This is a genomic window from Lactobacillus sp. M0396, assembly GCF_016101625.1.
In the GTDB taxonomy this organism is placed as follows: domain Bacteria; phylum Bacillota; class Bacilli; order Lactobacillales; family Lactobacillaceae; genus Lactobacillus; species Lactobacillus huangpiensis.
Genome location: NZ_JACFQE010000001.1, coordinates 233,309 through 255,761, shown reverse-complemented (window position 1 = coordinate 255,761; position 22,453 = coordinate 233,309). Strand labels below are relative to the sequence as shown.

Genomic DNA, 22,453 nt, shown 5'->3' with positions numbered 1-22,453 from the left:
TTTTATCAAGTTCTATGTTAGAAAGTGAGAGGAATCAATTTGGCATTTGTTGAGTTGATTTCATCGGAGGAATAAAAATGGATATACTTAAAACAGTCCTTGCGATCATTCCTATCGTTTGGCTGATACTTTCCTTGGGTGTTTTTCACATTCGAGGAGATTTGTCGTGCTTAATCGGCTTTGCTTTATCAATAATTCTCAGTATTGTCGGTTTCAAATTTTCGTTTTCAAACAGTATCACTGCCGGAATTGATGGCATAATTATGGCTTTATGGCCAATAATCTATGTTATTATTTCTGCTCTGTTTATCTACAATATCAGTAGAAAATCAGGAGGAATGGATACAATAATGTCTATGTTAACTTCAATTACTAAGGACATGAGATTCTTAGTATTGATCTTAGCATGGGGATTAGGCGGATTTTTGGAAGCCATTGCTGGTTTCGGTACAGCGGTAGCTATCCCTGCAAGTATCTTAATCATGCTGGGAATGAGTCCAATTAAAGCTGCCGTGGTCTGTTTAGTTGCAAACACTGCTCCTACTGCTTTTGGTGCTGTTGGTCTGCCAGTAACAACTCTGGCTAAAGTAACAGGGCTGGGGGTAACTGAATTAGGTTATTTAATTGCTATACAATTATTTATTTTAATGATGCTAGTTCCATTCGTTTTGGTTATGATGACAGAAGGTAAGGGACTTAAGTCATTTAAAGGAAAAGGTGTTTTGGTTTGCACCTTGGTAGCTGGCTTAACATTTGCAGTTCCGGAGATTTTCATTACTAAATATTTAGGACCTGAACTACCATCAATTGTAGGTTCAATAGTTTGCCTTCTATGTTTAGTAATTATTATTAAGAAATACAGCAGTATAGATGAAACTGAGTCTGCTAGTGATGAAAAAGACGATAAAGCTCCTATTTCCACTGCTGAAAAAATCAAGGCTTGGGTACCATTCATTTTGGTATTTTGCTTTATCATTTTTACTTCATCAATGTTCCCAGCAATCCATAATGCATTGGCAAGCGTTAAAACCAGTTTCCACTTTTACAATGGTGCAAATGCCAAGCCGGTTGACATTGACTGGCTGTCATCACCGGGTACTTTAATTTTATTGTCAAGTATCATTGGTGGTGCTATTCAAGGTTTGTCATTTAAGGAAATGTTTTCCGTTTTGACCAGTACGATCAAGCAATTGGTTAAAACAATTATCACGGTTTGTTCTATTGTGGGATTGTCCAAAGTAATGGGCTACAGCGGGATGATTGATGTCATCGCGGTTAGTCTCGTAACTTTGACTGGCGCATTTTACCCAGTAATTTCACCAATCATCGGTGTATTAGGAATCTTTATCACTGGTAGTGATACTTCAGCCAACGTCCTCTTTGGTGAGCTGCAAGTACAAGCTGCCCACGCGCTGAAAGTAAGTCCATACTGGCTGGCAGCTGCTAACATGGTTGGTGCTACCGCTGGTAAGATGCTTTCACCACAGAACATCGCAATTGCTACAGGAGCAACAGGTCTTGAGGGTAAAGAAGGAGTTATTCTTAAGAAAGCTTTGCCGCATTGTGCATGGTATACATTGGTATTATGTGTGATCGTGTTTGCGTTAGGAAAAGTGCTTAGTTTCCTATAATTGTTAAAAAATTATCGATAAGCGAAAAAACAACCCTAAACCAAAAGTTTGGGGTTGTTTTTAAATAACCATTAAAAGTAATTGTTGAGATATACTAAAGCAAAAGACAGCTAGAGAAGTAGCCCCGATAATATCTGATGGAAAGTGGGCTTTAAGACTGATACGAGAAATGACAACCATTAGCCAAATTGCAACTAAAATCCATAAAAGTCTATTACCTAATTGTCCAGCAAAAAGTCGCCAGATGATTAAAGCCATAACAGTACTTCCTAGGACATGACCACTTGGAAAACTATAGCCTTCTTCTAAATCTGAATGTAGGATTGGACGTTTTCTGCGCATCCATTTTTTTAAAAAGATACCAATCAGATCAGTAAAGCCCAAAGTGAATAATGCCCAAAAAGCTAGTAAACTTTCATTATTACTGATTAAAAAACTTGCCAGAAATACATCCAAAACAACTAAAAGTTTGGGATCGTTTATAAATGCAATAATCTGCCAGCCGATTCCATCGCGTCTTCTGATTAATTTATGATGAAGCCAGTGATCAAATAAATTGAAACGTCGTGAATTTCTGACATTAAAGATAAGTAGTATTAGTATTAGAGCAGACAATGTTGCTACCCAAAAGTTAATATTCAAATCGAATCCCTACCTATAATTTGTATTCGATTGTATTTTAACAGTAACGAGACAAAGCGTAGAAATTAAAATCTACTCTTGAGCAAAACTTAAGATTTGTAATTTAAAGGAAATTCAGAATTTGAACTTTACTAAAATTAGTTTTAGCAAGGTAATTACTTTTAAAAAAACTTGACTTTAATTAAAACCAACTTAAAATTATCATTATCAAGTTAGGGCGCAATTTAGGAGGTAAAAATGAATAATAATCACACTTCTAAGCAAGAGACTGTAGGTGAAGCTATACGTGATATTGCTCACCATGAACATAACTTTGCTTTAGCTGATAATTCTACTAACCATCTTGGTGATCTCGTTATTTATGGCACCCTTTATCTTTTTACACTTTTATTTTCTGATATTTGGTTTGACTGGCTGTTTGTATTGTTGGCTATTGTTGCAATCATTAGCGTAATCCGTTATCAAAACTTCTTGCGACGCAAGGTTAATTCCCAAAAAATGACTTCGTTTTTCGTAAATACTAGTTTGATTTCAACTGGTGTGAGATGTTTTGTAATAGGAAACGCACCATTACTAGCTCTTAGTATGCATACTCAGGGAAAATTTAACTTCTCCATTTCTTTGCTGGTTGGCTTAATTATTGCTTTGATTGGAACAACTTGTCAATATCATTACCTGACTAATCATCAAGTCATTGACAGGCAAAAGGAATCACCAAGCGAGACCTGCAAAAAAGCTTTTGATTTTAGTATTAAAAGTTGCAAAAAGGGTTATGTCAACCAAGGCTTTTTCTTTGATATTGCGTGTGGTTTTGCCCTTTTGGCAAATCATTTTTCTTATAAAGAATTCATCTTAGTTAAATTTGAAGCTTGGCAATTTGTTTTAATTACTATTTTAATAGTATTGGGTACAGTTCTATTTCAAAGGTTTTTACACAATAAAGTTGTTACAAATAATATAAGTAAAGGCTTTAAGTGGGGTACTTTATTAATGACGGCTGCGCGCGGCTATTTGATAGCCATTGCACCATGGGTTACAGTGTGTCTGTTCACGGGCAATTCAATCAATTGGTTAGCGGCAAACCTGTTAGGTATATTTGTTGCACTTATTGGAACTGGATTGCAATACAAATATTTACATAAAGTCAGAGTCTTTTAAATGCAGAGCTAAGTATGAATATATTTGACCGTGAGGACACTGATACAAAGATAAGCCAGTAAAAGTAATTTCTTTTACTTGCTTTTTTAATATTGAAAGCAGATTTGCTTATAAAGTTCGATTCTATGAAGTTTTAGATAATTAGCTTGAATAAAAAGCAATTTATACAATGGTGATGTGAACCCTAAAATTAGGACACTTTATATAAGCTGCTAACTGAGGACTACCTTCCAATATTCAATTTGAGTTAGTCCTTTTAGTTTGATCCTGATTCTTTTCTTATTGTAATACTCAATGTAGTCTCTGATTGCGTCTTCCAGTTCATTCAGATTTTTAAAACTTCTTTTCAAATCCATAAAACATTTTCCGTTTAAGTATGACAAGTTAAGCCATCCAGTGCTGGATACCTGAGCGAAGCCTGCCTTAACATGTCCATAGCAAGTTTAAGAATTAAGCAACGAAATGGTATAGATACAACCGTCAAGAATAGGCGTCCAGTAAGTCTTCTGTCCCTTGATATTGAACTCTATCGCATCTGAATACCAAATATGATTGGGATAAAATACACTGAAGTTTGTTTTAAGCAAGATCAGATTGGCAAAAAGCAAAGTAAAAGAAAAAGAATCAAACAGTTTATTAGCAGCTTGATTCTCTTTAATTTACTCCTTATCAACACGATCTGACAAAGAACTATTTTATATGAAATAAAATAGTTGTAAAGTTGTCAGAAGACTGTCCGATGGCAACTGACTATTTGCCCAATTGTTTCTTATAATTACCTTTAGTTTGATAAGAATAATCATGCTTTATTTTGTTTCTTGTATAGACAGAGAAATATCCCATATTGTAATATGATTTCATTACACGTTTGCCATAAATTTTTCTTTTGGATAACCAAAAAGAACCAACTTCTTGATAATGATAGTTAAACTTATTCAAGACATAATAGGGTCTGCCATTTTGCTTATAACGCGTGACATGTAATTTTTTATATCCTTTTTTATTCAAGCTACAAAGGACTTGATCATTTTGTATAAATGCATGTTTAGTAATCTTTATATGATTACATTTGTTATGCCCTTTATATTCGTACCAAGTACCTCTTAGTTCTGTGGGAGTAGCATTATGCCCTACATATTTGGCCTCTACTTTTGAAGAAAAGACCAGTCCAGTTGTTACTAATAATAATATAGAGACTAATATTACCAATGTTTTCTTTAATTTCATTTTATTCTCACCTTCCGTTAAATTTTATCACTGAAATAAAACGCCAGCAATTTATAATTTTATAATAATAAAGCCTGATTCAAACGTCTTTTTATAAATTTATCCGTATTGATTCGACTTATAAATTTAGCCCTCAGACTCAAAATTTTTATAAACTTATAGAACTTTATTCCTTGTCAAGCTAACGTTTTAGATTCTTAAAAATATTTCAAAATACTTGTTTTCTTAGGTTCCAAAGGCAAATGTTCTGATTAGAAGGGATTAACAGCAAACTTTAAAAAAAACAAAATTAATTTATCTAGTAAACGCTCATCAGAGATTTAAGATAAAAATTATTGAATTTTTAGGTGCATTTCATAGTTGAATATGTGTTTTAATGCGTAATCTGATAGCAGTTAATGATGAATAAAGTTGTTGATTTGGCTTTTTTTATCGTACCAATCTATCTGATTAGTCAATCTATCTTTATCATATGTGCTAAAATCCATGATATTCCTTTTCTAAATAAAATTTGTGTATAAATATTATACCAATAACATAATATTTATATTTTAATGACTTTATACAATTATTTTATAGCTTATATATTTTGCACGCAACATAAAATTTGTTTCTATTTAAAATATAATGTTGTAAAAATTAAAAACAAATGTTAAGCTACGAGATAATTTAGATAATTTAACTACATTACTCATGGTAGGACTAACCACATCATTTCATGATTTTTCACAAAAGAGGGTGAAAGAATGGATACTTACTTAACCAAAAAATCTGCAATTAAAGAATCAATTCCAACAATTTTCGGCTATATTGGCATAAGTACGGCTTTTGGAATTATTGGCAAAGCCAGTGGTTTTTCTACTTTGGAAGTTTGCTTGATGTCTATTCTGATTTATGCCGGATCCGTTCAATTAACCACTCTGAATATGCTGGTTGCGGGAAGCCCAATATCTTCAATTGTTTTAGCCGCTTTCTTGGTCAACTCTCGAGTAATTCTTATGAGCACGACTGTAGCGGGTTATTTGAAACAAGAAAATTTAAAAAGAAATATTTTGATAGGAACTTTTCTCACCGATGAAAGTTTTGCTCTAGGTATGAACAAAATTAATTATACAAATGACAAGTTAAATTTTACTTGGTTTAATACGGTAAATATAGTTTCTTACATAACTTGGCAAGTTGGAACACTTTTGGGAGCAGTGTTGGGCAGTTTTATCACTGATCCTAAAAAATTAGGGCTTGACTTTGCTATTGTAGCAATGTTTATTGGTTTGCTTTATTTGCAGGTAATTGGGGACAAAAAACTAAATAAAGTACTCCAAATAATTGTGATATTGATTTCTTTTGCGCTGACATATTTACTGACAATTATTTTACCTGCCAACTTGGTGGTAATAGTTGTAACCTTAATTGGTTGTAGTTTAGGAATGGTAATAAAGCATGTCTTCTTCTGAATACATTTTAACGACAATCATTTTCTGTGGAATCACTACCTTGTTATCTAGAGTGATACCATTTGTCTTATTGAAAAAATTCACCTTGCCGCCAAAATTAGTTGAATTTTTGTCTTTTGTTCCTATAGTAATAATGGCTGCTCTTTGGTTTAGTAACTTATTAATAGAAAAACCAGGTCATTTGCCTCAACTTAACATGCAGTACGCTTTGGCTTCACTGCCAACATTTATTTCCGCAATTATTAGTAAGTCTCTCTTAATCATTGTGATAGTTGGTATGATTTCATTAACAGTTCTTCGCTTAATTTAAAAAAAGAAATGATACTGTGTAAATTAAATACTAAAGTCGTTCCTTGTGAACATTTTTTATATTTTATAATTAGTTTGTAGTTTATTTATAATGTATAGAATAAGAAAAAGCATTGTGCTATGTCGCTCAATGCCTTTTTGTAAAACAAAAAATATATAAAATTATTTTTATAGTAATTATAAAAAAGGGGTGCAGTTTGTTTTTATAAAAATAATAGAAAATGAAATCTAGTAATTAATAATTAATTTTAAAGTTGGCGATTATTTTTATATGCTATTGACGATTTTTTCGATATTATCATCTTGATGTGCTTTATATTCATCAAGCATATAGGCATAAGTTTTTGCAGTTATTGTCATGTTTGAGTTTCCTAAAAGTTTTGAAATGGCATATAAATCAATTACTTTACTCCTATGATAGAGAATGCAAAAGATCATAAAAGTGTTGTATTTGTGTTACTTCTAAGAAATCTAAATTCGAACTATAATCTCTTAGAGGTTTTTTGTTTTTTAAATATTTAAATCTTATTTTTTACTTAAGCCAATTAATTCTATAGTAGACAATATAACTTCTCCAGCAGTTAAATCAGCCGTTACTTTGCTGACTTGGCCTTTTTCAGTATCTTTGCCTAATATTTCGTTTAAATTATTATCAGACCCATCTTCTGATATCAAGTTACCTCTGCCTTTTATTGGCCGTATGACATACCTTCCGGGTTTAATATCAAGCCCTACTAACCATATACCAGCATTTATTTTTGTTTTATAAGTATATTTATCTGGTGTTGGCGTGAAGCTTGTAGACTCTATCCAGTCTAACTTGATTTTGTCATTTTTTACTAAGTTGGTAGTAAAAGAAGTTAACTGATCTCCTTTATCATCGTTTCCTAAAATAACGTTAATAGTGAAATCGCTGTTAGATAAATTACCACTGCCCTTAACAGCTTTAATAACGTACCTGCCTGGCTTTATATCTCTACCGACCTTATACTTACCAGCGCTTAAAGTAACTGCTTTAGCTGTGTTCTTCACTGGTATAAATTTGGAAACCTTTTTTGAAGCATAGTCTGAAAGCTTTTTCCTCTTTTTTACAGGAGATGGTTTTATTGAATGAGGTGCGGTAGTTTTGTATGTTTCATCATGACTCTCGGCTTTATTTGAAGTTGATACAAAGAAACCATAAATTAAAACTAATATTAGTCCCCATACCCACCAACGTTTCACTAATGGCTCATTTGATGGATTTTTACTTGGTGTTGGTGCTTCTTTATAATCTTTTCTATTTTTTAATTTTCTTTCACTAATAATAATGTAAATAACAAATATTATTAGTGCAATTACCCATAAAAATTTCATTTGCCTTCTCCCATTATACTTGTATCAATACATTTATAATTTACCATTTTTATAAATGTCTTAAAAGAATAAATTTACATATGTTTTCAAGTACTATTGAATATCGTATTCTACATGGACAACTTTTCTTAAAATTTTTTCCGGATTATTTTTGTTTAAAACAATCGAATCATAGTCATTATTTTCAGGAAATAAGATAACTTTATTTCCAACGAGCTTTACACGTTTATTCGTAGCCTCATCATCTATTAAAACAGCTGGCAAATCAGCATTCTCAAAAGTTGGTTTTCTTACAAGGGTTATTAATGATCCGAATGGAACTAGAAGCTTCATGGAATTGTTTCAGCAATATAGCATAAACAGCTTATTAGAAGGCATATGGTCAAAAGCGTATTTTAAAAGGTATTTTAATAAATCTTCCATCGTTTACTTTTGATATCACTGTACATTAAGTTACGTATAACATCAAAACGCTATATAAGAAATTACAGCCTGACATTGTAAGACTGGTTAAAAGTTATGAGGAAGATAAAATTGCTATTCTTGTAATAAAATATTAACTCCATTCAATATTTTTAGAAGATTTGAATTATGTCCTTTCTTAATAATTATATTAAGTTTGAGCTTGATATTAAAGATTAAAGCAATCCTATGGGAAACCATTCAAATTATAATATCGAGATGAAATTGTTAATCAAGCTAAAAGTATAAATAGAAATATCTGGATTAATATAGTTCCATCTAGCATTGGCAACTATGGTAGTATATTGAGGTATTGGATCTTATTAATAATAATATAATCTTTATTTAAATAAAAATAAATTGGGTGGAAAAGGGTATAAGGCAGAATGGTAAGTAAGATTAACAAACGTAGTTTTTGGTTCAAACTAGTTATAAATTAAACATCGAAATAGATTGTGAGCCAATCGTTTTGACTAAGAAACACGAAAAAAATGACTATCCAGTAAAGGTTGAAAAACTAGCGGGTCGATGGAAAAGCAATTTTTTGCCAAACTGAAGCATATAGCTATACATGCTAATACAAATGGTTGCTTGAAGTTTATTTTTAAAAAATTTTATAGCTTAATAATCGACAGCAAAATAACTTTTGAGCTGACTACTAATACAAACGAATACAAACGAACTATTCATAATAGGACGAAAGGCACATTCTTGGAATTTATAGGCAAATATAAGAAAAAATACATGTTACGATTAATTGTATATATGCATCGCTTTTATATTCTGCAATATATTGTATAGCAAAATAATTAAACACTATGTCAATGAACTTATTATATTATAAAGATGTGAATAAAGATCTAAACATAATTCAGATCTCAAATTGATGGTTAATTTTTTAAGTAGTGCCTTCAACACATAATACGAAATATAAAAAATATAAAACCAAAAATAAAGAAATATCAAAAAAGCTAATGCAATTATATTAATAATAACTAAAATCGAAATAATTGCTATACAAATTATATATACATACTGTATTTTAGCTGTAGGACACACTACTAAAGTTTCAATTATTAACCATGACATTACTACTGTAATCAAAAATGCACCAATAATAAGTTCAGAGTTAGTTTTTGATTTATACATTTCGATCTGGTAGTATTGTTCCAAAAAACTTTTGAAATTATTTACGAATAAGAACATTTTTGGGGTACTTATAACTTCTTGGTCATTATTTGAAAAAATTGAAATTAATACTTTATTGGTTTTTTCAACCAAATATGAAGTATATATAGCAAAACCCAAGCAAATACTACCTGCAATTGAAAATATAGTTATAAAAATAAATTTTCTCTTTATGTATTTGTCGAGGATATCTTTATTAATTTTTAATACATAATTTGGTTTTTTAAGCAAATATTTTTCAAAAGAAGCCCATAAAAGTAAGCCTAAAATTATCCCATATATTGCTGATTTTGCATACCAGCTTGCATTAAGAGCAGTAATAAGAATAGAAAAAATTGTAGAAATAGTTATGAGCCAATCACAATAATTTACTGCAGCAAAGGTATCATATTTAAGAAAATTATCTTGTTTACTTTTTAGATTATTTGATTTTATCTTCATAGCGACATCATTTCACAAAATATAGTAATTTTTGTTAGATATTCTAACTCAAAAATATCACAAAATAAAATATAAATTTGTATTTTATACGAGATGCTGTGATTAAAAAGTTTAATCAAAAAAATCTAATCAAATTGTAGATAACTTTTTCAAGACTTAGACTTATAAGGATAGTAGTATGGAAAAGTTGTAAAGAACAATGCTCAATGGCCAAACCATAGCGATGCAAACGGTAGGAATATACTGTTTACGAAAAGAAGAAATCATAAGTTTGTAGTGAAATATTAATGATGGCTTATATAATGACAAACGAGTAGTAGACTAACATAAAGAATTGACTACAGGAAAACTATTTATATTTTACCGGTCACTGATTAGGTTTCACTAAATATCCAGTCTGTCAGACCACCTATACGTTTAATTTGAAGCTCGTTTATGACATGCTAGTATAGTTAAACATGAGTTGCCAAAACAACTCAGCCTATTTTGAATTCAGCTCAATACCGCATTTCTACAATTAAGACCAAGCTAAAATGGATAAAGCTTAAGCAAAAAGTGTAAGGAAAGGGCAATAGCCATCACAATGCATTGAATAAACGATTCTCAACCTAATAAAACGTAAGAAATTTAACCGCATTAATATCAGTTCTTTAGCCGAATGAGACAAGTACTGCGTACTTATTTTTACTGATTCAATCAAATTAGTAGATTAAGCAAATTAAAATACATGACTCCAATGAAATATCTAAACCGTTCATTGGATCTCGTGTAATTATAAAATGGCTAACTTTCAAGTTGCACTTCTTAACTTGAAACTTTTTTGGATATTTTATGCGTATATTTGAAGTTAAGAGTGCTGATTTAGCAAACATTAAATCCATATATTTAAGGAGAGTACAGGATTTGAACCTGCGCGCCAAGGAAAAACTTGGTTCGCCGGATTTCGAGTCCGGTGCATTACCACTCTGCCAACTCTCCATAACGAATAACATTATACCTTAACTGAAATTTTTTTCAACTTGCCATTTTCTTCTAAATTGAACAAGTGCGTGTTTGTTATGTATTTGCTTAATGTAATATCGAAAAAAGCAATTAAATCAGCTACACACTAGATAGCAACTTTATTCTTTTAAATCACCGATTGTCTTGAGATAGGTTTTAATTTTTTGTTCTACAAACTTGATATTATCGTCAATTTTCTTTTCCTGTTCATGTAAATTATCAAGCTGCTTAAACAGTAAAACAAGTCTGTCAGGTATAGTTTGGTCACCCTCATAGCGTAATTTGGTGTATTTTTGCATTTCTTTAATACTCATACCAGTCTTTTTTAAGCGAGAAATGAAACTAATCCATGCTACATCTTTTTCAGTATAGATGCGACGATTATTTTCATCACGATTTGGGAAAAGTAATCTTTGCTTTTCATAATAACGCAGTGTGTCAATTGAAAAGCCACTAAGTTTCGAAAATTGACCAATTGAATATTTCATTGTAGTTCCTTTCTAAAAAATTCCAGCAAAGTAAATGATACATCGTCATATTTTACCACTACCAAAAAATTTTGAAATAGTAGTTGACATGGACTATACTCCAGCAACTATTCTATAAACCGTTAAAAAAGTTTACAAAACAAAAAGGAGAAAAACTATGAAAAATGATGAACGTTATCAAAAGGGTTTAGTAAATTTAGAAAAAGTTGATCAAGAGGGCGGCAAATCAGTTATTGATTCACTAGCTGGTTTATCTGAAGATGTAGGGCGCTACATTATTGAATTTGCATTTGGTGACGTATACGATCGTGGTGTTCTGGATCTAAAGCAAAGGGAAATGATTACCATTACAACTTTGCTGACACAAGGAGACACTGAACCGCAACTGAATGTTCATATCAATGGCGCTTTAAATGTCGGTTTAACGCCAAAGGAAGTAATCGAGACATTTATTCAAACTATTCCTTACGTAGGATTTCCGAAAGTGCTAAACGCGATTAATGTTGCTAAAAAGGTATTCAAAGATCGTGGAATAGATTTCACGCAATCGAATAAAAGTGAATAAAGTCATGACTAAAACTAGTTACTGTGATAAGTAAACTAGTTTTTTTATCTGAAGCTGATATAGTTCGTATTTTTATGACTATAAAACAAGCACGCATGAATTTAATTGTAAGTTAATTTTTGAGTTAAAGAAGTGAAATATGGAAAGTTCGTTATCTAAGCGTGCAGCTATTATTGACACAATTCCAACAGTTTTTGGCTATTTAGGAATTGCGTCCGCTTTTGGTGTGATTGCTCGCTCAACAGGTTTTTCGACTATTACAGTAATCATGATGTCAATCATAATCTATGCTGGATCAGCACAATTTACCACTGTTAGTATGCTAGTAGCAGGTAGTCCGATTGCTTCAATTATTTTTACTACATTTATGGTCAATTCAAGGATGATTTTAATGAGTACAACGGTGGCACCGTACTTTAAGAAAGATAAACTGGGCAAAGGTATTTTAATTGGCACGCTTTTAACTGATGAAAGCTTTGCTCTAGCGATGAATAAACTTAATTTTACAAATGACAAAATGAATTTCAGTTGGTTCAATACCGAAAATATGATCTCATATAAAACTTGGGTATTTGCTACAGCGATTGGTGCCATACTTGGCAAGTTTATTAAAGATCCAAAACAATTAGGTCTTGATTTTGCAAATGTGGCAATGTTTATTGGTTTGTTATATTTGCAAGTATACAATGATAAGTCTTTAAATAAGCTGTTACAAGTAATAGTAATTTTACTGACAATGTTGTTGACCTATATTTTGACAATGATTTTGCCACCCAGTCTGGTTATTATTGTTGTAACTCTTATTGGATGTGCATTGGGGATGGTAATAAAACGTGTCTTCTTCTAACTATTTGTTTTTGACTATTATCGGATGTGGACTTGCAACTTGGCTATCGCGGATACTTCCCTTTGTTTTATTAAAAAAATTCACTTTACCTAAAGCAGTGGTTGAATTTCTATCTTTTGTACCGATAGTTATAATGTCTACTATGTGGTTTTGCAATTTATTCACCGCTCAACCAGGTCAATTGCCAAAAGCTAACCTTGAATATCTTGTTGCTTCAGTGCCAACTTTTATAGCAGCGGTTATTAGCAAATCACTTTTAGTAATTGTTATTGTTGGGGTAGTTTCTTTAGCTTTATTACGATTTTTTATTTAGTGAAAGATCTATCAATAATTGTTTTATATCTCTGTAAATTTGAATTAAAAAAATTGTGAGTTATACTAATAAAAGTTGCTAATTTGTGCAAAAATCAAATTGGTTCTTAAATTAAATAAATATTTTGGTTGAAGTGAAAGACTTTCAAGAATTGTTCTCAGGTTTGGGTTGCCTGGGCAATTATGAAAGTCTTTTTTTGTTTGAGAAAGTGGGATTGCAAATGCAATTTTTAGGAATGCTAGTTGTTATTTTGTTTGCTACCTTAATAGGCGGACAATTCAGTGCAAGGTTAAAATTACCAGCCATTGTCGGTGAGTTACTAGCTGGGATAATAATAGGGCCAGCTGTTTTTAATTTGGTACATCCTAGCGGAATCATCAAAGTATTCTCAGACATCGGTGTGATTTTTTTGATGTTTTTGGCAGGTCTTGACAGTGATATTAAAACACTAAAAAAGCTTTTACGTCCTAGTGTATTAGTTGCTGCCTTTGGTATGATAGTCCCAATCGTTACCGCCTATACGACAGGTATTTTCTTTAATTTTTCACAGGTTGAAAGTTTATTTTTAGGATTAACTTTTTCTGCAACTTCTGTTTCAATTTCGGTAGCCGTTTTGCAAGAAATGGGACACCTAAAAGGAAAAGAGGGCATGACAATTTTGGGAGCAGCAGTAGCAGATGACCTGTTGTCAATATTACTTTTGAGCATTGTTAGTGGACTAACAGGTGTTTCTGAGCAAGGCTCAACTATGGGAAAAAACTTTATTGTGAGCCTATTTATTCAGGCAGCCTTTCTTATATTATTAGTTTTTCTTAGCGTTTATGTCATACCTCGGTTAATCGGTTTAAGTCAGCGTCTGACATTGCCTGTTCCAGAAACTTTGGTGGCAATGATTATTGTATTACTGTCTTCTTGGGGAGCTGAGAAAGTGGGACTTAGTAACGTGATCGGAGCTTTTTTTGCCGGCTTGGCTCTGAATCATACCTCAGCACAGAAAACGCTCAAGAAAAATTTTACCGTGATTAGCTACAGCAGTTTTATTCCTGTCTTTTTTGTCAGCATTGGTTTAGACATGAGCATTAAAGGAATATTACACGACTTTATTTTATTTATTGTTTTGGTAATTGGCGGTGTTTTTTCAAAATTGGTTGGCGCAGGCTTGGGCGCAAAAATTGCGGGTTTTAGCAATTCAAGTTCTTTGTTAGTTGGGAACGGAATGGTTTCGCGTGGTGAAATGGCACTCGTTGTCGCACAAATAGGTTTAACCAATCATCTACTAGCGCCAGCAGCTTATTCAACAGTCATTGGAGCAATAATTATGACAACCGTAATTTCACCCTTTCTCCTCAAATGGTCAATATTAAAAATGGATAAGAATGAATAAAGCAAAACAAGATACTTAAGATCAATACAGAGATCTGACCTTCTAGTTAAATTTCTTAAAGTCATTTAGAAGTTATGCTATGATTAAAACCGTGTTTTTTCACTGTTAAACTTAAACAGAAGGTAGGAAGGTCTGATGAAAATAAAGCCGAGTGCTGGGATCTTTAAATTAAGATGGTATATAGAGCAGATGCGAGGCTGGAGTTTTAAAACATATTTATTATTAATGTTGGGAATAGGCATTATTGTTGGTACTACTGTAGCCGCACCCGTTACTCAAATTTCCTTGTTAACAATGGTAGCTGCAATTTTGGGTTTTACATGTACACTTGCCATTACTAATGCCAGACAAATCAATGGTATTTTAGGTTTAATTTCTTCTGCGATTTATATTATAGTTTCCATATACGCCAAAAATTATGCCAATGTGATTTTGCAAGCTATTTATATTTTGCTGTTAGATTTACCTGTATTAATGTTGCCGTCTTGGTCTAAAGATACGGAAAAACATATTCATGGTTTGACACTGATAAAGTGGCTTCTTACCATTATCTTTTTTGCCATGGTGCTAGTTTTACTTTATCTGCTAGATACTAAACTTTTCACTAGTCCAAGACCCCTAATCGATGCAACAGCTGGAGCAATTGGAATTACTGGATCTTTTCTTTGTATGTTACATTTTCGCGACCAATACTATTTTTGGACTATTCAGGGAATACTTTCAATTATTTTATGGGGAGTTACCGCATTTCAAGGGGATGCTAATCTAACTCTATTTTTAACATATATTTTGTATTTAACTAATGATTTACTAGCATTTACCGATAAGCATGTTAGCTGGTTTCACTAACAAAAAAGAAGTCTTTCTCAAAAGACTTCTTTTATTTGTCTAAATGTTTTTTAACAATTCTGCTTAATATCTTGGTTGCACCTTTGCCAGCCTTATCATCATAATAAGATTGATAGCGAGTATCATTATCGTAGGCATTGACTATTCCTAAATGGATTTTGCTGGAATAATTAGGCATAATAATTCGCAGCCAGTTTTGATGCTTTGTAAAAACATCATCACTCAAGTCGGCTTCTTTAGAGGGATCTTTAACAATTGCTTGTAAATCTCTTACTAGATCCGCTTCAGTTTGCTTCATTTTATTATATTTTGCTTCAGTAAATTGACTTTTTTCCGCCATGACTTCCTCCTGTAATTTGTTAAGATACTTAAATAACTATAGCAATATTATCCTGAAAAATCATGTCTAAATTTCTTCGTGGGAAAAAGCTAAATTTAAAAAGTCACAATTGGTAAAGTGGGGCAAAAGACAAGAAAACTCATAAATAAAGCGCTATAATTAAGGCAGAGGAGAACTAATGATTACTTTTGTTTGGGCAGAAGATGAAAAACACCAAATTGGTATAGATGGACATTTACCTTGGAAACTGCCTGCCGACTTACATCATTTTAAAAAAATAACATATGGACATCCCATTGTCATGGGGCGAAGAACTTTTATGAGCTTGCCTCATATTCTACCTGGTCGCAAGCATATTGTTTTAACAACTAGTCAGGAATTGAAAAATAAATTTCATGCTGATCAAAGAGTTTTAATAATACCTACGATCAGTGAATTACAAAGTTGGATTGACAGACACAAAAATCTGGAAATTTGTGTTATTGGTGGTAACTCGGTTTTTGATGCCTTGAAAAATCAGGTAGATTGTTTAGAAAAAACTGAGATAAAAGCCACTTTTACAGCTGATGTGATAATGACAAAACTTAATTATAACGATTTTAAGCTAGTAAAAAGGGAATTTCAGCAGCCTGACAATTTAAATTTGTATTCCTATGAATTTTTAACTTATATGAGAAAGGAGAAGTAACATGAAACGAGTTATTACTTCAACCGTCGTTTTGATAATTTGTATATTAACTTTGATTAGCAGTTTTTTACTTGCAGAAAACTTAAATCATAATTATTGGTGGCAGGTAATTGGTATGGCCATTGTAACTTTTGCTGTGGGACAATATTTTTTTAAAATAATAAAATCATATCAAGCAACTAAAAAATAATTTATTTTTGGTTGACAGGAAAATTTTTAGATGTTAAATTAATAAAGAATTAAATAATTAATACATCTTGAAAAGCAGAGTAGCTATTATTTTTACTAATAAAGAGAGCTGACGTTTGGTGAGAGTCAGTTAGTAAGGTGTAGTGAACATGGGCTTGAAACGATGACTGCTAGTGATATTTAGCTAGTGGCGGAGTTGCATCCGTTAACATTGCAAGCTATTGTTAGATAGCTGTTGAGGTTTATTACGTGAGTAATAAACAAATTAAAGGTGGTAACACGAAGCACTCGTCCTTGGTTTAGGATGAGTGCTTTTTTTATTGAAAAATTGGGAGGTTTTTCTAATGACTAAAAAAAGTCGCAATATATTTATTGGAGTAATTGCAGCCATTGCAATTATTGCAATTGCCTGGTTTAGCTTTGGCAAAAAAGGGGATAGCAATCAAAAGAACCATGTTGTTACTGTAGGTATAGTTAGTGAGTCAAAACCAAAAGAGGTTATTTGGGATCACGCTGCGGCCTTGGCCAAGAAAAAATATGGTATTACGATTAAAATCAAGAATTTCACTGATTACAATCAACCAAATAAAGCAGTAAAAAGTGGTGACATCGACTTAAATGCTTTCCAACATTATGCCTTTCTTAACGCTTGGAATAAAGCCAACCATGGTGGATTAGTGGCTATTGGACGAACTGACATAAATCCAATTAGGCTATATTCAAAGAAATATCATAAATTAGGTGAACTGCCAAAAGGTGCTACAATTGCTGTTCCAAATGACGCAAGTAATGAATCTCGTTCCTTACTCGTTTTGAAAAATGCCGGTTTAATTTCATTACGCAAGGGTAAAGTTCTTATGACCGTTGCAGATATTGTGAAGAATCCAAAAAACATCAAAGTTAAGGAAATTAGCGCAGATCAATGTGGACGTATAATCAATTCTGTAGATGCAGCGGTTATTAATAATGACTTTGCTCGTCCTGCTGGTTTGGGCGAAAAACAGACAATCTTTGTTGAGCCAGTTAATAAAGACTCTTATCAATGGATAAATATAATTGTAGCTAAAAAAGGTCAGGCAAAGAACAAGGACTACCAGGCAGTAGTCAAATGTTATCAAACCGCTGAAACTAAACGGATACAAAAGAAATATTATGGAAATATGACTAGAAGTGCTTGGGACATTAAATTGAAGTAAAAATTTTAATGATCGGAGAAGATTGTAATGGGTATTATTGATTTAGAACACGTTAGTGTAGATTTTCCTGATAAAAAAGGCAAAATTGTGCAAGCAGTTCATGATGTTAGTCTAACTGTAGAAAAAGGTGATATTTTCGGAGTTGTAGGCTTTTCCGGAGCAGGTAAGTCTACCTTAGTCAGAACAGTCAACCTTTTACAAAAACCAACAGCTGGTAATATTAAAGTTAACGGAACCGATTTTGTCAAAGATGGCAAACAGGTAATAGCTAACAAAGATTTACAACTAGCTCGCAGAAAAATTGGCATGATTTTTCAAAATTTTAATTTATTAAATGAAATAAGCGTGGTTGATAACGTGTCCTTTGCCCTGAAACATTCTGGATTAAAAGAAAAAGAAATTAAGGAAAAATCATTAAAATTATTAGATTTAGTGGATTTAAGAGATAAAGCAAACTTTTATCCAGTGCAGCTTTCCGGAGGTCAGCAACAAAGAGTTGCTATTGCCAGAGCTTTAGCGAATGAACCAGATATTTTGATTTCAGATGAGGCTACTAGTGCACTTGATCCCCAAAATACTCTTCAAATTCTGAAATTGCTCAAAAAGCTCCAAAAAGATCTTAACTTAACTATTGTCTTGATAACCCATGAAATGGCGGCTATTAAGAAAGTTTGTAATAAAGTTGCCTTAATGCAGTCTGGACAAATTGTTGAAAAAGGAAGTTTAAGGGATGTTGTGCTACATCCTAAAAATGATTTGACCAAGAGTTTCGTGGGTGGCTCTTTGGAAGTAATCAACACTTTGAAATCTCTTAATATTGATAAGCTTGACAACGATAATGAGGCCATTTATCAACTTGTATATAGCATGGCTAATGTCACCAAAACAATTGTTGTTGATTTATACCGTGAAGTAGGAGTTGAAGCCAGCATGTTATATGGCAATGTTGAATTGCTTGATGATGAGCCAATTGGTACTTTACTTGTTCAAGTCAAAGGAGATGAGACAAAACAGCAGGAGACAGTTGCTTATTTAAGAAAAGAAAAAGTTGCTGTTACTCGACTAAACGAAAAGGGGGATCTATATGAGTAGTTGGTTTAGCAAAGTTTTTCCCAATGTTGTGCAATTAGGTTGGTTGGGAGACACTGGATGGGGCACCAGCATTATTCAAACTCTGTATATGACTTTTTGGGCCGGAATTTTTGGCGGCATTTTGGGAATGGTTTTTGGTATCGTTTTAGTCCTAACAAAGAGTGACGGCATCAGGCCTAATAAATTTTGGTTTAACCTTTGTGATAAAATTGTTTCAATTTTTCGTGCTATTCCATTTGTTATTTTATTAGCTTTTATTTCACCTCTTACTCAATTAATTGTTCATACGCAGATTGGTATTAAGGCAATGCTAGTACCTTTAACTCTGGGCGTACTACCCTTTTATGCTCGCCAAGTTCAAGTAGCTTTAGAAAGTGTAGATTACGGTAAAATAGAAGCTGCACAGAGTTTAGGTGCTACAATCTGGGATATCGTATTTAACGTTTATTTAAATGAAGCTAGATCTGAACTTGCTCGTGTTACTACAGTAACAGTTATTAGTTTAATTGGATTAACTGCAATGGCAGGAGCGATTGGTGCTGGTGGTCTAGGAAATACGGCGATTTCTTATGGCTATAATCGGTCCGACAATGACGTTACTCTTATTGCGACAGTTTTAGTTATTATTTTAATATTTATTGTTCAAGTTATTGGTGATTTTTTGGCCAACAGATTGAATCATCAAAATCGCTAAAAATTTTAAAACAAAATAAAAACAACGAGTTAAAACTCGTTGTTTTTTTCGTATTTAATTGTAGAATTACTTAACTGCATCCTTCAATGCTTTACCAGGCTTGAATGCAGGTACTTTTGTTGCAGGAATGGTTAAAGTTTTACCAGTTTGTGGGTTTCTGCCTTTTCTAGCTGCACGATTACGTACTTCAAAAGAACCAAAACCTATGATTTGAACTTTTTCGCCTTTAGCCAAGTTATCCTTAATTGATTCGATTAAAGCATCGATAACTTTTTCTGCATCCTTTTGTTTAAGATCTGTCTTTGCTGAAACTTCTTTAGTAAGTTCAGACTTGTTAATTGAAGCCATAATTCTTCTCTTTTCTATAAAAAATATTACACATTCAATGCTATTAAATAGTTTGCATTTTTTCTATACTAATCCACCTAAAGCATTGTGTCGCTTGATATTCGGCAACTTTTATTATTTTAGCACATATATAGCAAGCTTCAACAGTAAAAAGCTAAATGTTACGTTAATTTTTGCTGTTTTAACAAGCGGTTGACCATTTGCAAATAATTAAGATAGAGTGGCTTAAACCGAGAATGTTTCTCCTTTTGCCAGGGCTTTGGTTTACCGCAAAAGTGTAAAATTGAGGTGTTTTTCATTACCCACTCGGTATTGATTTCGCCTGTGCTCCTTGTTAAGTAAACTGAGAAAGCTCTGGCATCGTAATTCCAGCGGGTTTCTGGAATTTTTAAAATATTTTCGCCATATAAGTAATTGAGAATATCTTGATCTGGCAAAATTAAAGTATCATGATGCTCTTCAATTGCCTGAGTAATTTCTTCGATTTTAATTTTTGTACGCATTTGATCTAAATCCATTAACATTATTCCAGAGTTAAAGTAGCCGGTTGATGTGCCCAGCCTGATATTATTAATTGAACTCATAATATCTGTTAACCCTTCATGAACTGAAGCTGCAAACATTTTTCCTTTAAGGTCTAACTCCCATAAAGGAACTATTGAATTAATAACTAATATGTCAGGATCAAGATAAATAATACGATGTAAATCAGGTGGCAAAATTTTACTTGAAAGTAATCTGAAATACATTTCTTTCGGATAATCATGCAAGTTGAGTAATGAATCAGAAAATTTAATATTCTTATTCATAGTTAAGGTGGATACTTTAATTCCTATTTTTAGCCCAAATTTTTTTAATTTATTCAGAGCGTGCAGGTTGATGTTATCGTAAATTAGCCAGACATGAAACTCTTCAGTTATATTGTTAAGCCTAAGGGAATACATCATAACTTCGAGTGGTTTGATATAGTTTTGGTCAATAGTGACTAATATTTCAATTGGTTCTTTTTGCGACTTTTTCATGAATTTCTTCCTTTAATAACATTATTATGTTTTCACTATTTCTTAGTATAAAGCAAAAGTATGTAACGTACCTCATAATATAAGCTATGAAAATGATATATCACAAATCAAAGACGTAAATTAATTGTTTCGATTTTGTAAAAGAAATTATTTATTCAAAGTAGTAGAATGTATATAAATAAGTTTTTCAATAATGAGGTGTCAAAATGAAGAAAAAACTTTTGTTAAGTCTAGCTGGAATTGCATCTTTGACTTTGGGATTAAGTACCACTAAACCAGTTTTGGCTGCAGAAACTGATGCAAATTCAACTAATCAAAGTCAGACTAATAATACAACTTCTAATACTACAAAGGGAGATTCGAATACGTCAAATACTACAGATCAAAGTAAAACCAATAATGGACAATCCAATACAACTAACAGTACAAATAAGCCTTCTACAACAGATACGACAAAGAAGCCCAAGAAAAATAAAACTAATTCAAATAATGCAATAAAATATTTAGGCAAAACTGTCAAATTAAAGAGAAATGCCTATATATATGACAGTAAGGGTAAAAGAATTAAAAACAAAAAACTGAAAAAAGGAACAATTCTTTCGGTTATCGGTTTTACTACAGTTAAAAATAAGAGTTATCTGCAAATATCATTAAATGGCAAGAAAACTAAGAAGAAAGAATACGTAAAGCCAGGTAATGTAAAGCTTTTTAAAGTTGCCAGCTATAAAGTAAAACGCAATGCTAAAGTTTACGATAGCAAAGGCAAGCTTCTGGTAAAAGGAAATAAATATTCATACGTTAAAAAAGGTGCAACAGTTTTTGTATATAGTACTAAGAAGATTAAAGGTAAAAAGTTAGTAGGAATATCTGAAACACAGTTTTTAAAATGGTCTGATTTAGTTCATAAGACTGGTAAAGCTGTCATTAAATAATTTGGGTTTTGTTTTTCATAGAGGGCACATAAATGACTGATCCTGTTTTAAAAAGAGTAGCTGTCAGAAAATATACGACTGAAAAAGTTGCTCAAGATGATATTGCTAAGTTGATCAACGCTTTTCAAGCATCTCCTTGTGGCATGCACCAAACTGACGTGATGCAGATGACCGTGGTTGAGAGTGAAGAATTATTAGCACAAATAGAACAAGTTACAAGTAACGCTTGCTATAATGCTCCTTTATTATTTGTCATCAATGTCAAAAAGAATAATGAGTTTGGTGAAAGAGACGCTTCTGTTGCTGCAGAAAACATAATGGTAGAGGCGGCAGAACTCAACCTGGGTTCGGTTTATCTAATGAATGCGGCTAGTGTACTCAATTCTGCTAAAAATTTGGAAGAAAAGTTAGGTCTTCCGCAGAATTTTGAAACCTGTGTTATTGTTGCCTGCGGTCATGCTGCTGAAGAACCAGACGATGATAGATCAAATAGATATAAAGTAGTAAGAAGATAAGATTTTAAGTATAAGAACCAAAGACTTTAGCTATCAGTTGTATTTTAATGACGCTAGCTAAAGTTTTTTATTTTGCCCAAAATATTTAATTTATTGCAACACAAATGGTTTATATAAAGGT

Annotated in this window: 25 protein-coding genes, 1 tRNA gene, 1 pseudogene and 1 other annotated feature; of the genes and pseudogenes, 16 read left to right on the top strand and 11 right to left on the bottom strand. The window is 32.3% G+C overall.

What is annotated here, in order from left to right:
• Positions 1–77 precede the first annotated feature (77 nt).
• Positions 78–1,631, top strand: coding sequence for an L-lactate permease (locus H3T43_RS01220; RefSeq protein WP_223897329.1), 1,554 nt, complete (start codon positions 78–80; stop codon positions 1,629–1,631).
• Positions 1,632–1,691: 60 nt separating this feature from the next.
• Here the strand turns inward: H3T43_RS01220 and H3T43_RS01215 are convergent, their stop codons facing one another.
• Positions 1,692–2,267 carry a phosphatase PAP2 family protein gene (locus H3T43_RS01215; protein WP_370520768.1) on the bottom strand — a complete coding sequence of 192 codons (576 nt, stop codon included), beginning with the start codon at positions 2,265–2,267 and terminating at the stop codon, positions 1,692–1,694.
• Between the two features lie 243 nt (positions 2,268–2,510).
• Between H3T43_RS01215 and H3T43_RS01210 the strand changes: the two genes are divergently transcribed.
• Positions 2,511–3,431 carry a hypothetical protein gene (locus tag H3T43_RS01210; protein WP_198211961.1) on the top strand — a complete coding sequence of 307 codons (921 nt, stop codon included), beginning with the start codon at positions 2,511–2,513 and terminating at the stop codon, positions 3,429–3,431.
• 212 nt (positions 3,432–3,643) lie between these two features.
• Here H3T43_RS01210 and H3T43_RS01205 read toward each other — a convergent pair.
• A pseudogene (locus H3T43_RS01205) lies at positions 3,644–3,809 on the bottom strand (IS3 family transposase); the annotation flags it as partial.
• A gap of 372 nt (positions 3,810–4,181) precedes the next feature.
• Positions 4,182–4,658, bottom strand: coding sequence for a hypothetical protein (locus H3T43_RS01200; protein WP_198211959.1), 477 nt, complete (start codon positions 4,656–4,658; stop codon positions 4,182–4,184).
• Positions 4,659–5,404: 746 nt separating this feature from the next.
• On the opposite strand from H3T43_RS01200, the gene H3T43_RS01195 reads away from it, so the two are divergent.
• Positions 5,405–6,112, top strand: coding sequence for an AzlC family ABC transporter permease (locus tag H3T43_RS01195; protein WP_198211957.1), 708 nt, complete (start codon positions 5,405–5,407; stop codon positions 6,110–6,112).
• Positions 6,099–6,422 (top strand): AzlD domain-containing protein, encoded by a 324-nt coding sequence (locus H3T43_RS01190; RefSeq protein ID WP_198211955.1) that lies wholly within the window; start codon positions 6,099–6,101, stop codon positions 6,420–6,422. The genes H3T43_RS01195 and H3T43_RS01190 overlap by 14 nt, the downstream gene beginning before the upstream one ends.
• A gap of 524 nt (positions 6,423–6,946) precedes the next feature.
• Here the strand turns inward: H3T43_RS01190 and H3T43_RS01185 are convergent.
• From H3T43_RS01185 to H3T43_RS01165, 5 genes are all read right to left on the bottom strand, one after another.
• Complete coding sequence (locus H3T43_RS01185) at positions 6,947–7,777, bottom strand: hypothetical protein (RefSeq protein ID WP_198211953.1); 831 nt, start codon at positions 7,775–7,777, stop codon at positions 6,947–6,949.
• Between the two features lie 93 nt (positions 7,778–7,870).
• The gene (locus H3T43_RS01180; RefSeq protein WP_198211951.1) at positions 7,871–8,110 is read right to left on the bottom strand and encodes a S24 family peptidase; all 240 of its coding nucleotides are present in this window, start codon (positions 8,108–8,110) and stop codon (positions 7,871–7,873) included.
• Between the two features lie 945 nt (positions 8,111–9,055).
• Positions 9,056–9,868 carry a hypothetical protein gene (locus tag H3T43_RS01175; RefSeq protein ID WP_198211949.1) on the bottom strand — a complete coding sequence of 271 codons (813 nt, stop codon included), beginning with the start codon at positions 9,866–9,868 and terminating at the stop codon, positions 9,056–9,058.
• Positions 9,869–10,756: 888 nt separating this feature from the next.
• Positions 10,757–10,846: transfer RNA gene (locus tag H3T43_RS01170), tRNA-Ser, on the bottom strand.
• A 143-nt stretch (positions 10,847–10,989) separates the two neighbouring features.
• Positions 10,990–11,358: a MerR family transcriptional regulator gene (locus H3T43_RS01165; protein ID WP_198211947.1), complete on the bottom strand. Its 369-nt coding sequence runs from the start codon at positions 11,356–11,358 to the stop codon at positions 10,990–10,992.
• 157 nt (positions 11,359–11,515) lie between these two features.
• On the opposite strand from H3T43_RS01165, the gene H3T43_RS01160 reads away from it, so the two are divergent.
• The 5 genes from H3T43_RS01160 (at position 11,516) to pnuC (ending at position 15,316) form a co-directional block, all read left to right on the top strand.
• Complete coding sequence (locus H3T43_RS01160) at positions 11,516–11,923, top strand: carboxymuconolactone decarboxylase family protein (protein ID WP_045928178.1); 408 nt, start codon at positions 11,516–11,518, stop codon at positions 11,921–11,923.
• A 139-nt stretch (positions 11,924–12,062) separates the two neighbouring features.
• A complete protein-coding gene (locus H3T43_RS01155) occupies positions 12,063–12,770 on the top strand; it encodes an AzlC family ABC transporter permease (RefSeq protein ID WP_198211945.1) in 708 nt (235 codons plus the stop codon).
• Positions 12,757–13,083, top strand: a complete 327-nt coding sequence (locus tag H3T43_RS01150; protein ID WP_034979609.1) for an AzlD domain-containing protein — start codon at positions 12,757–12,759, stop codon at positions 13,081–13,083. Before H3T43_RS01155 ends, H3T43_RS01150 begins: the two co-directional genes overlap by 14 nt.
• A gap of 220 nt (positions 13,084–13,303) precedes the next feature.
• Positions 13,304–14,467: a cation:proton antiporter gene (locus H3T43_RS01145; protein WP_198211942.1), complete on the top strand. Its 1,164-nt coding sequence runs from the start codon at positions 13,304–13,306 to the stop codon at positions 14,465–14,467.
• Positions 14,468–14,602: 135 nt separating this feature from the next.
• Complete coding sequence (gene pnuC / locus H3T43_RS01140) at positions 14,603–15,316, top strand: nicotinamide riboside transporter PnuC (protein WP_198211940.1); 714 nt, start codon at positions 14,603–14,605, stop codon at positions 15,314–15,316.
• 31 nt (positions 15,317–15,347) lie between these two features.
• Here the strand turns inward: pnuC and H3T43_RS01135 are convergent, their stop codons facing one another.
• A complete protein-coding gene (locus H3T43_RS01135) occupies positions 15,348–15,656 on the bottom strand; it encodes a TipAS antibiotic-recognition domain-containing protein (protein WP_198211938.1) in 309 nt (102 codons plus the stop codon).
• Positions 15,657–15,834: 178 nt separating this feature from the next.
• Here H3T43_RS01135 and H3T43_RS01130 point away from each other — a divergent pair, with 178 nt between their 5' ends.
• The 5 genes from H3T43_RS01130 (at position 15,835) to H3T43_RS01110 (ending at position 19,515) form a co-directional block, all read left to right on the top strand.
• Positions 15,835–16,344: a dihydrofolate reductase gene (locus tag H3T43_RS01130; RefSeq protein WP_198211936.1), complete on the top strand. Its 510-nt coding sequence runs from the start codon at positions 15,835–15,837 to the stop codon at positions 16,342–16,344.
• A gap of 1 nt (position 16,345) precedes the next feature.
• Positions 16,346–16,534, top strand: coding sequence for a hypothetical protein (locus tag H3T43_RS01125; protein WP_198211934.1), 189 nt, complete (start codon positions 16,346–16,348; stop codon positions 16,532–16,534).
• Between the two features lie 58 nt (positions 16,535–16,592).
• Positions 16,593–16,832 (top strand) — a binding site (T-box leader).
• Between the two features lie 45 nt (positions 16,833–16,877).
• Entirely contained in the window at positions 16,878–17,729 is an 852-nt protein-coding gene (locus tag H3T43_RS01120) for a MetQ/NlpA family ABC transporter substrate-binding protein (protein ID WP_198211933.1), read from the top strand.
• A 27-nt stretch (positions 17,730–17,756) separates the two neighbouring features.
• The gene (locus H3T43_RS01115; RefSeq protein ID WP_198211932.1) at positions 17,757–18,821 is read left to right on the top strand and encodes a methionine ABC transporter ATP-binding protein; all 1,065 of its coding nucleotides are present in this window, start codon (positions 17,757–17,759) and stop codon (positions 18,819–18,821) included.
• Positions 18,814–19,515 (top strand): methionine ABC transporter permease, encoded by a 702-nt coding sequence (locus H3T43_RS01110; RefSeq protein ID WP_198211931.1) that lies wholly within the window; start codon positions 18,814–18,816, stop codon positions 19,513–19,515. The genes H3T43_RS01115 and H3T43_RS01110 overlap by 8 nt, the downstream gene beginning before the upstream one ends.
• A 66-nt stretch (positions 19,516–19,581) precedes the next feature.
• Here the strand turns inward: H3T43_RS01110 and H3T43_RS01105 are convergent, their stop codons facing one another.
• Positions 19,582–19,863 carry an HU family DNA-binding protein gene (locus tag H3T43_RS01105; protein ID WP_034979630.1) on the bottom strand — a complete coding sequence of 94 codons (282 nt, stop codon included), beginning with the start codon at positions 19,861–19,863 and terminating at the stop codon, positions 19,582–19,584.
• 161 nt (positions 19,864–20,024) lie between these two features.
• The gene (locus H3T43_RS01100; protein ID WP_198211930.1) at positions 20,025–20,885 is read right to left on the bottom strand and encodes a glycosyltransferase family 8 protein; all 861 of its coding nucleotides are present in this window, start codon (positions 20,883–20,885) and stop codon (positions 20,025–20,027) included.
• A gap of 206 nt (positions 20,886–21,091) precedes the next feature.
• On the opposite strand from H3T43_RS01100, the gene H3T43_RS01095 reads away from it, so the two are divergent.
• Entirely contained in the window at positions 21,092–21,817 is a 726-nt protein-coding gene (locus tag H3T43_RS01095; RefSeq protein WP_187154641.1) for an SLAP domain-containing protein, read from the top strand.
• Positions 21,818–21,849: 32 nt separating this feature from the next.
• On the top strand, positions 21,850–22,332 hold the full coding sequence (locus tag H3T43_RS01090; RefSeq protein WP_198211929.1) for a nitroreductase family protein: 483 nt from the start codon (positions 21,850–21,852) through the stop codon (positions 22,330–22,332).
• Positions 22,333–22,453 lie beyond the last annotated feature (121 nt).

Bases quoted from the DNA above. Each gene is read 5' to 3' on its own strand.
- H3T43_RS01195 (WP_198211957.1), top strand. From the start codon at position 5,405: ATGGATACTTACTTAACCAAAAAATCTGCAATTAAAGAATCAATTCCA.
- H3T43_RS01120 (WP_198211933.1), top strand. From the start codon at position 16,878: ATGACTAAAAAAAGTCGCAATATATTTATTGGAGTAATTGCAGCCATT.
- H3T43_RS01220 (WP_223897329.1), top strand. From the start codon at position 78: ATGGATATACTTAAAACAGTCCTTGCGATCATTCCTATCGTTTGGCTG.
- H3T43_RS01090 (WP_198211929.1), top strand. From the start codon at position 21,850: ATGACTGATCCTGTTTTAAAAAGAGTAGCTGTCAGAAAATATACGACT.
- H3T43_RS01155 (WP_198211945.1), top strand. From the start codon at position 12,063: ATGGAAAGTTCGTTATCTAAGCGTGCAGCTATTATTGACACAATTCCA.
- H3T43_RS01135 (WP_198211938.1), bottom strand. From the start codon at position 15,656: ATGGCGGAAAAAAGTCAATTTACTGAAGCAAAATATAATAAAATGAAG.
- pnuC (WP_198211940.1), top strand. From the start codon at position 14,603: ATGAAAATAAAGCCGAGTGCTGGGATCTTTAAATTAAGATGGTATATA.
- H3T43_RS01110 (WP_198211931.1), top strand. From the start codon at position 18,814: ATGAGTAGTTGGTTTAGCAAAGTTTTTCCCAATGTTGTGCAATTAGGT.
- H3T43_RS01105 (WP_034979630.1), bottom strand. From the start codon at position 19,863: ATGGCTTCAATTAACAAGTCTGAACTTACTAAAGAAGTTTCAGCAAAG.
- H3T43_RS01180 (WP_198211951.1), bottom strand. From the start codon at position 8,110: ATGAAGCTTCTAGTTCCATTCGGATCATTAATAACCCTTGTAAGAAAA.
- H3T43_RS01115 (WP_198211932.1), top strand. From the start codon at position 17,757: ATGGGTATTATTGATTTAGAACACGTTAGTGTAGATTTTCCTGATAAA.
- H3T43_RS01125 (WP_198211934.1), top strand. From the start codon at position 16,346: ATGAAACGAGTTATTACTTCAACCGTCGTTTTGATAATTTGTATATTA.
- H3T43_RS01095 (WP_187154641.1), top strand. From the start codon at position 21,092: ATGAAGAAAAAACTTTTGTTAAGTCTAGCTGGAATTGCATCTTTGACT.
- H3T43_RS01210 (WP_198211961.1), top strand. From the start codon at position 2,511: ATGAATAATAATCACACTTCTAAGCAAGAGACTGTAGGTGAAGCTATA.
- H3T43_RS01100 (WP_198211930.1), bottom strand. From the start codon at position 20,885: ATGAAAAAGTCGCAAAAAGAACCAATTGAAATATTAGTCACTATTGAC.
- H3T43_RS01175 (WP_198211949.1), bottom strand. From the start codon at position 9,868: ATGAAGATAAAATCAAATAATCTAAAAAGTAAACAAGATAATTTTCTT.
- H3T43_RS01145 (WP_198211942.1), top strand. From the start codon at position 13,304: ATGCAATTTTTAGGAATGCTAGTTGTTATTTTGTTTGCTACCTTAATA.
- H3T43_RS01200 (WP_198211959.1), bottom strand. From the start codon at position 4,658: ATGAAATTAAAGAAAACATTGGTAATATTAGTCTCTATATTATTATTA.
- H3T43_RS01160 (WP_045928178.1), top strand. From the start codon at position 11,516: ATGAAAAATGATGAACGTTATCAAAAGGGTTTAGTAAATTTAGAAAAA.
- H3T43_RS01190 (WP_198211955.1), top strand. From the start codon at position 6,099: ATGTCTTCTTCTGAATACATTTTAACGACAATCATTTTCTGTGGAATC.
- H3T43_RS01185 (WP_198211953.1), bottom strand. From the start codon at position 7,777: ATGAAATTTTTATGGGTAATTGCACTAATAATATTTGTTATTTACATT.
- H3T43_RS01130 (WP_198211936.1), top strand. From the start codon at position 15,835: ATGATTACTTTTGTTTGGGCAGAAGATGAAAAACACCAAATTGGTATA.
- H3T43_RS01165 (WP_198211947.1), bottom strand. From the start codon at position 11,358: ATGAAATATTCAATTGGTCAATTTTCGAAACTTAGTGGCTTTTCAATT.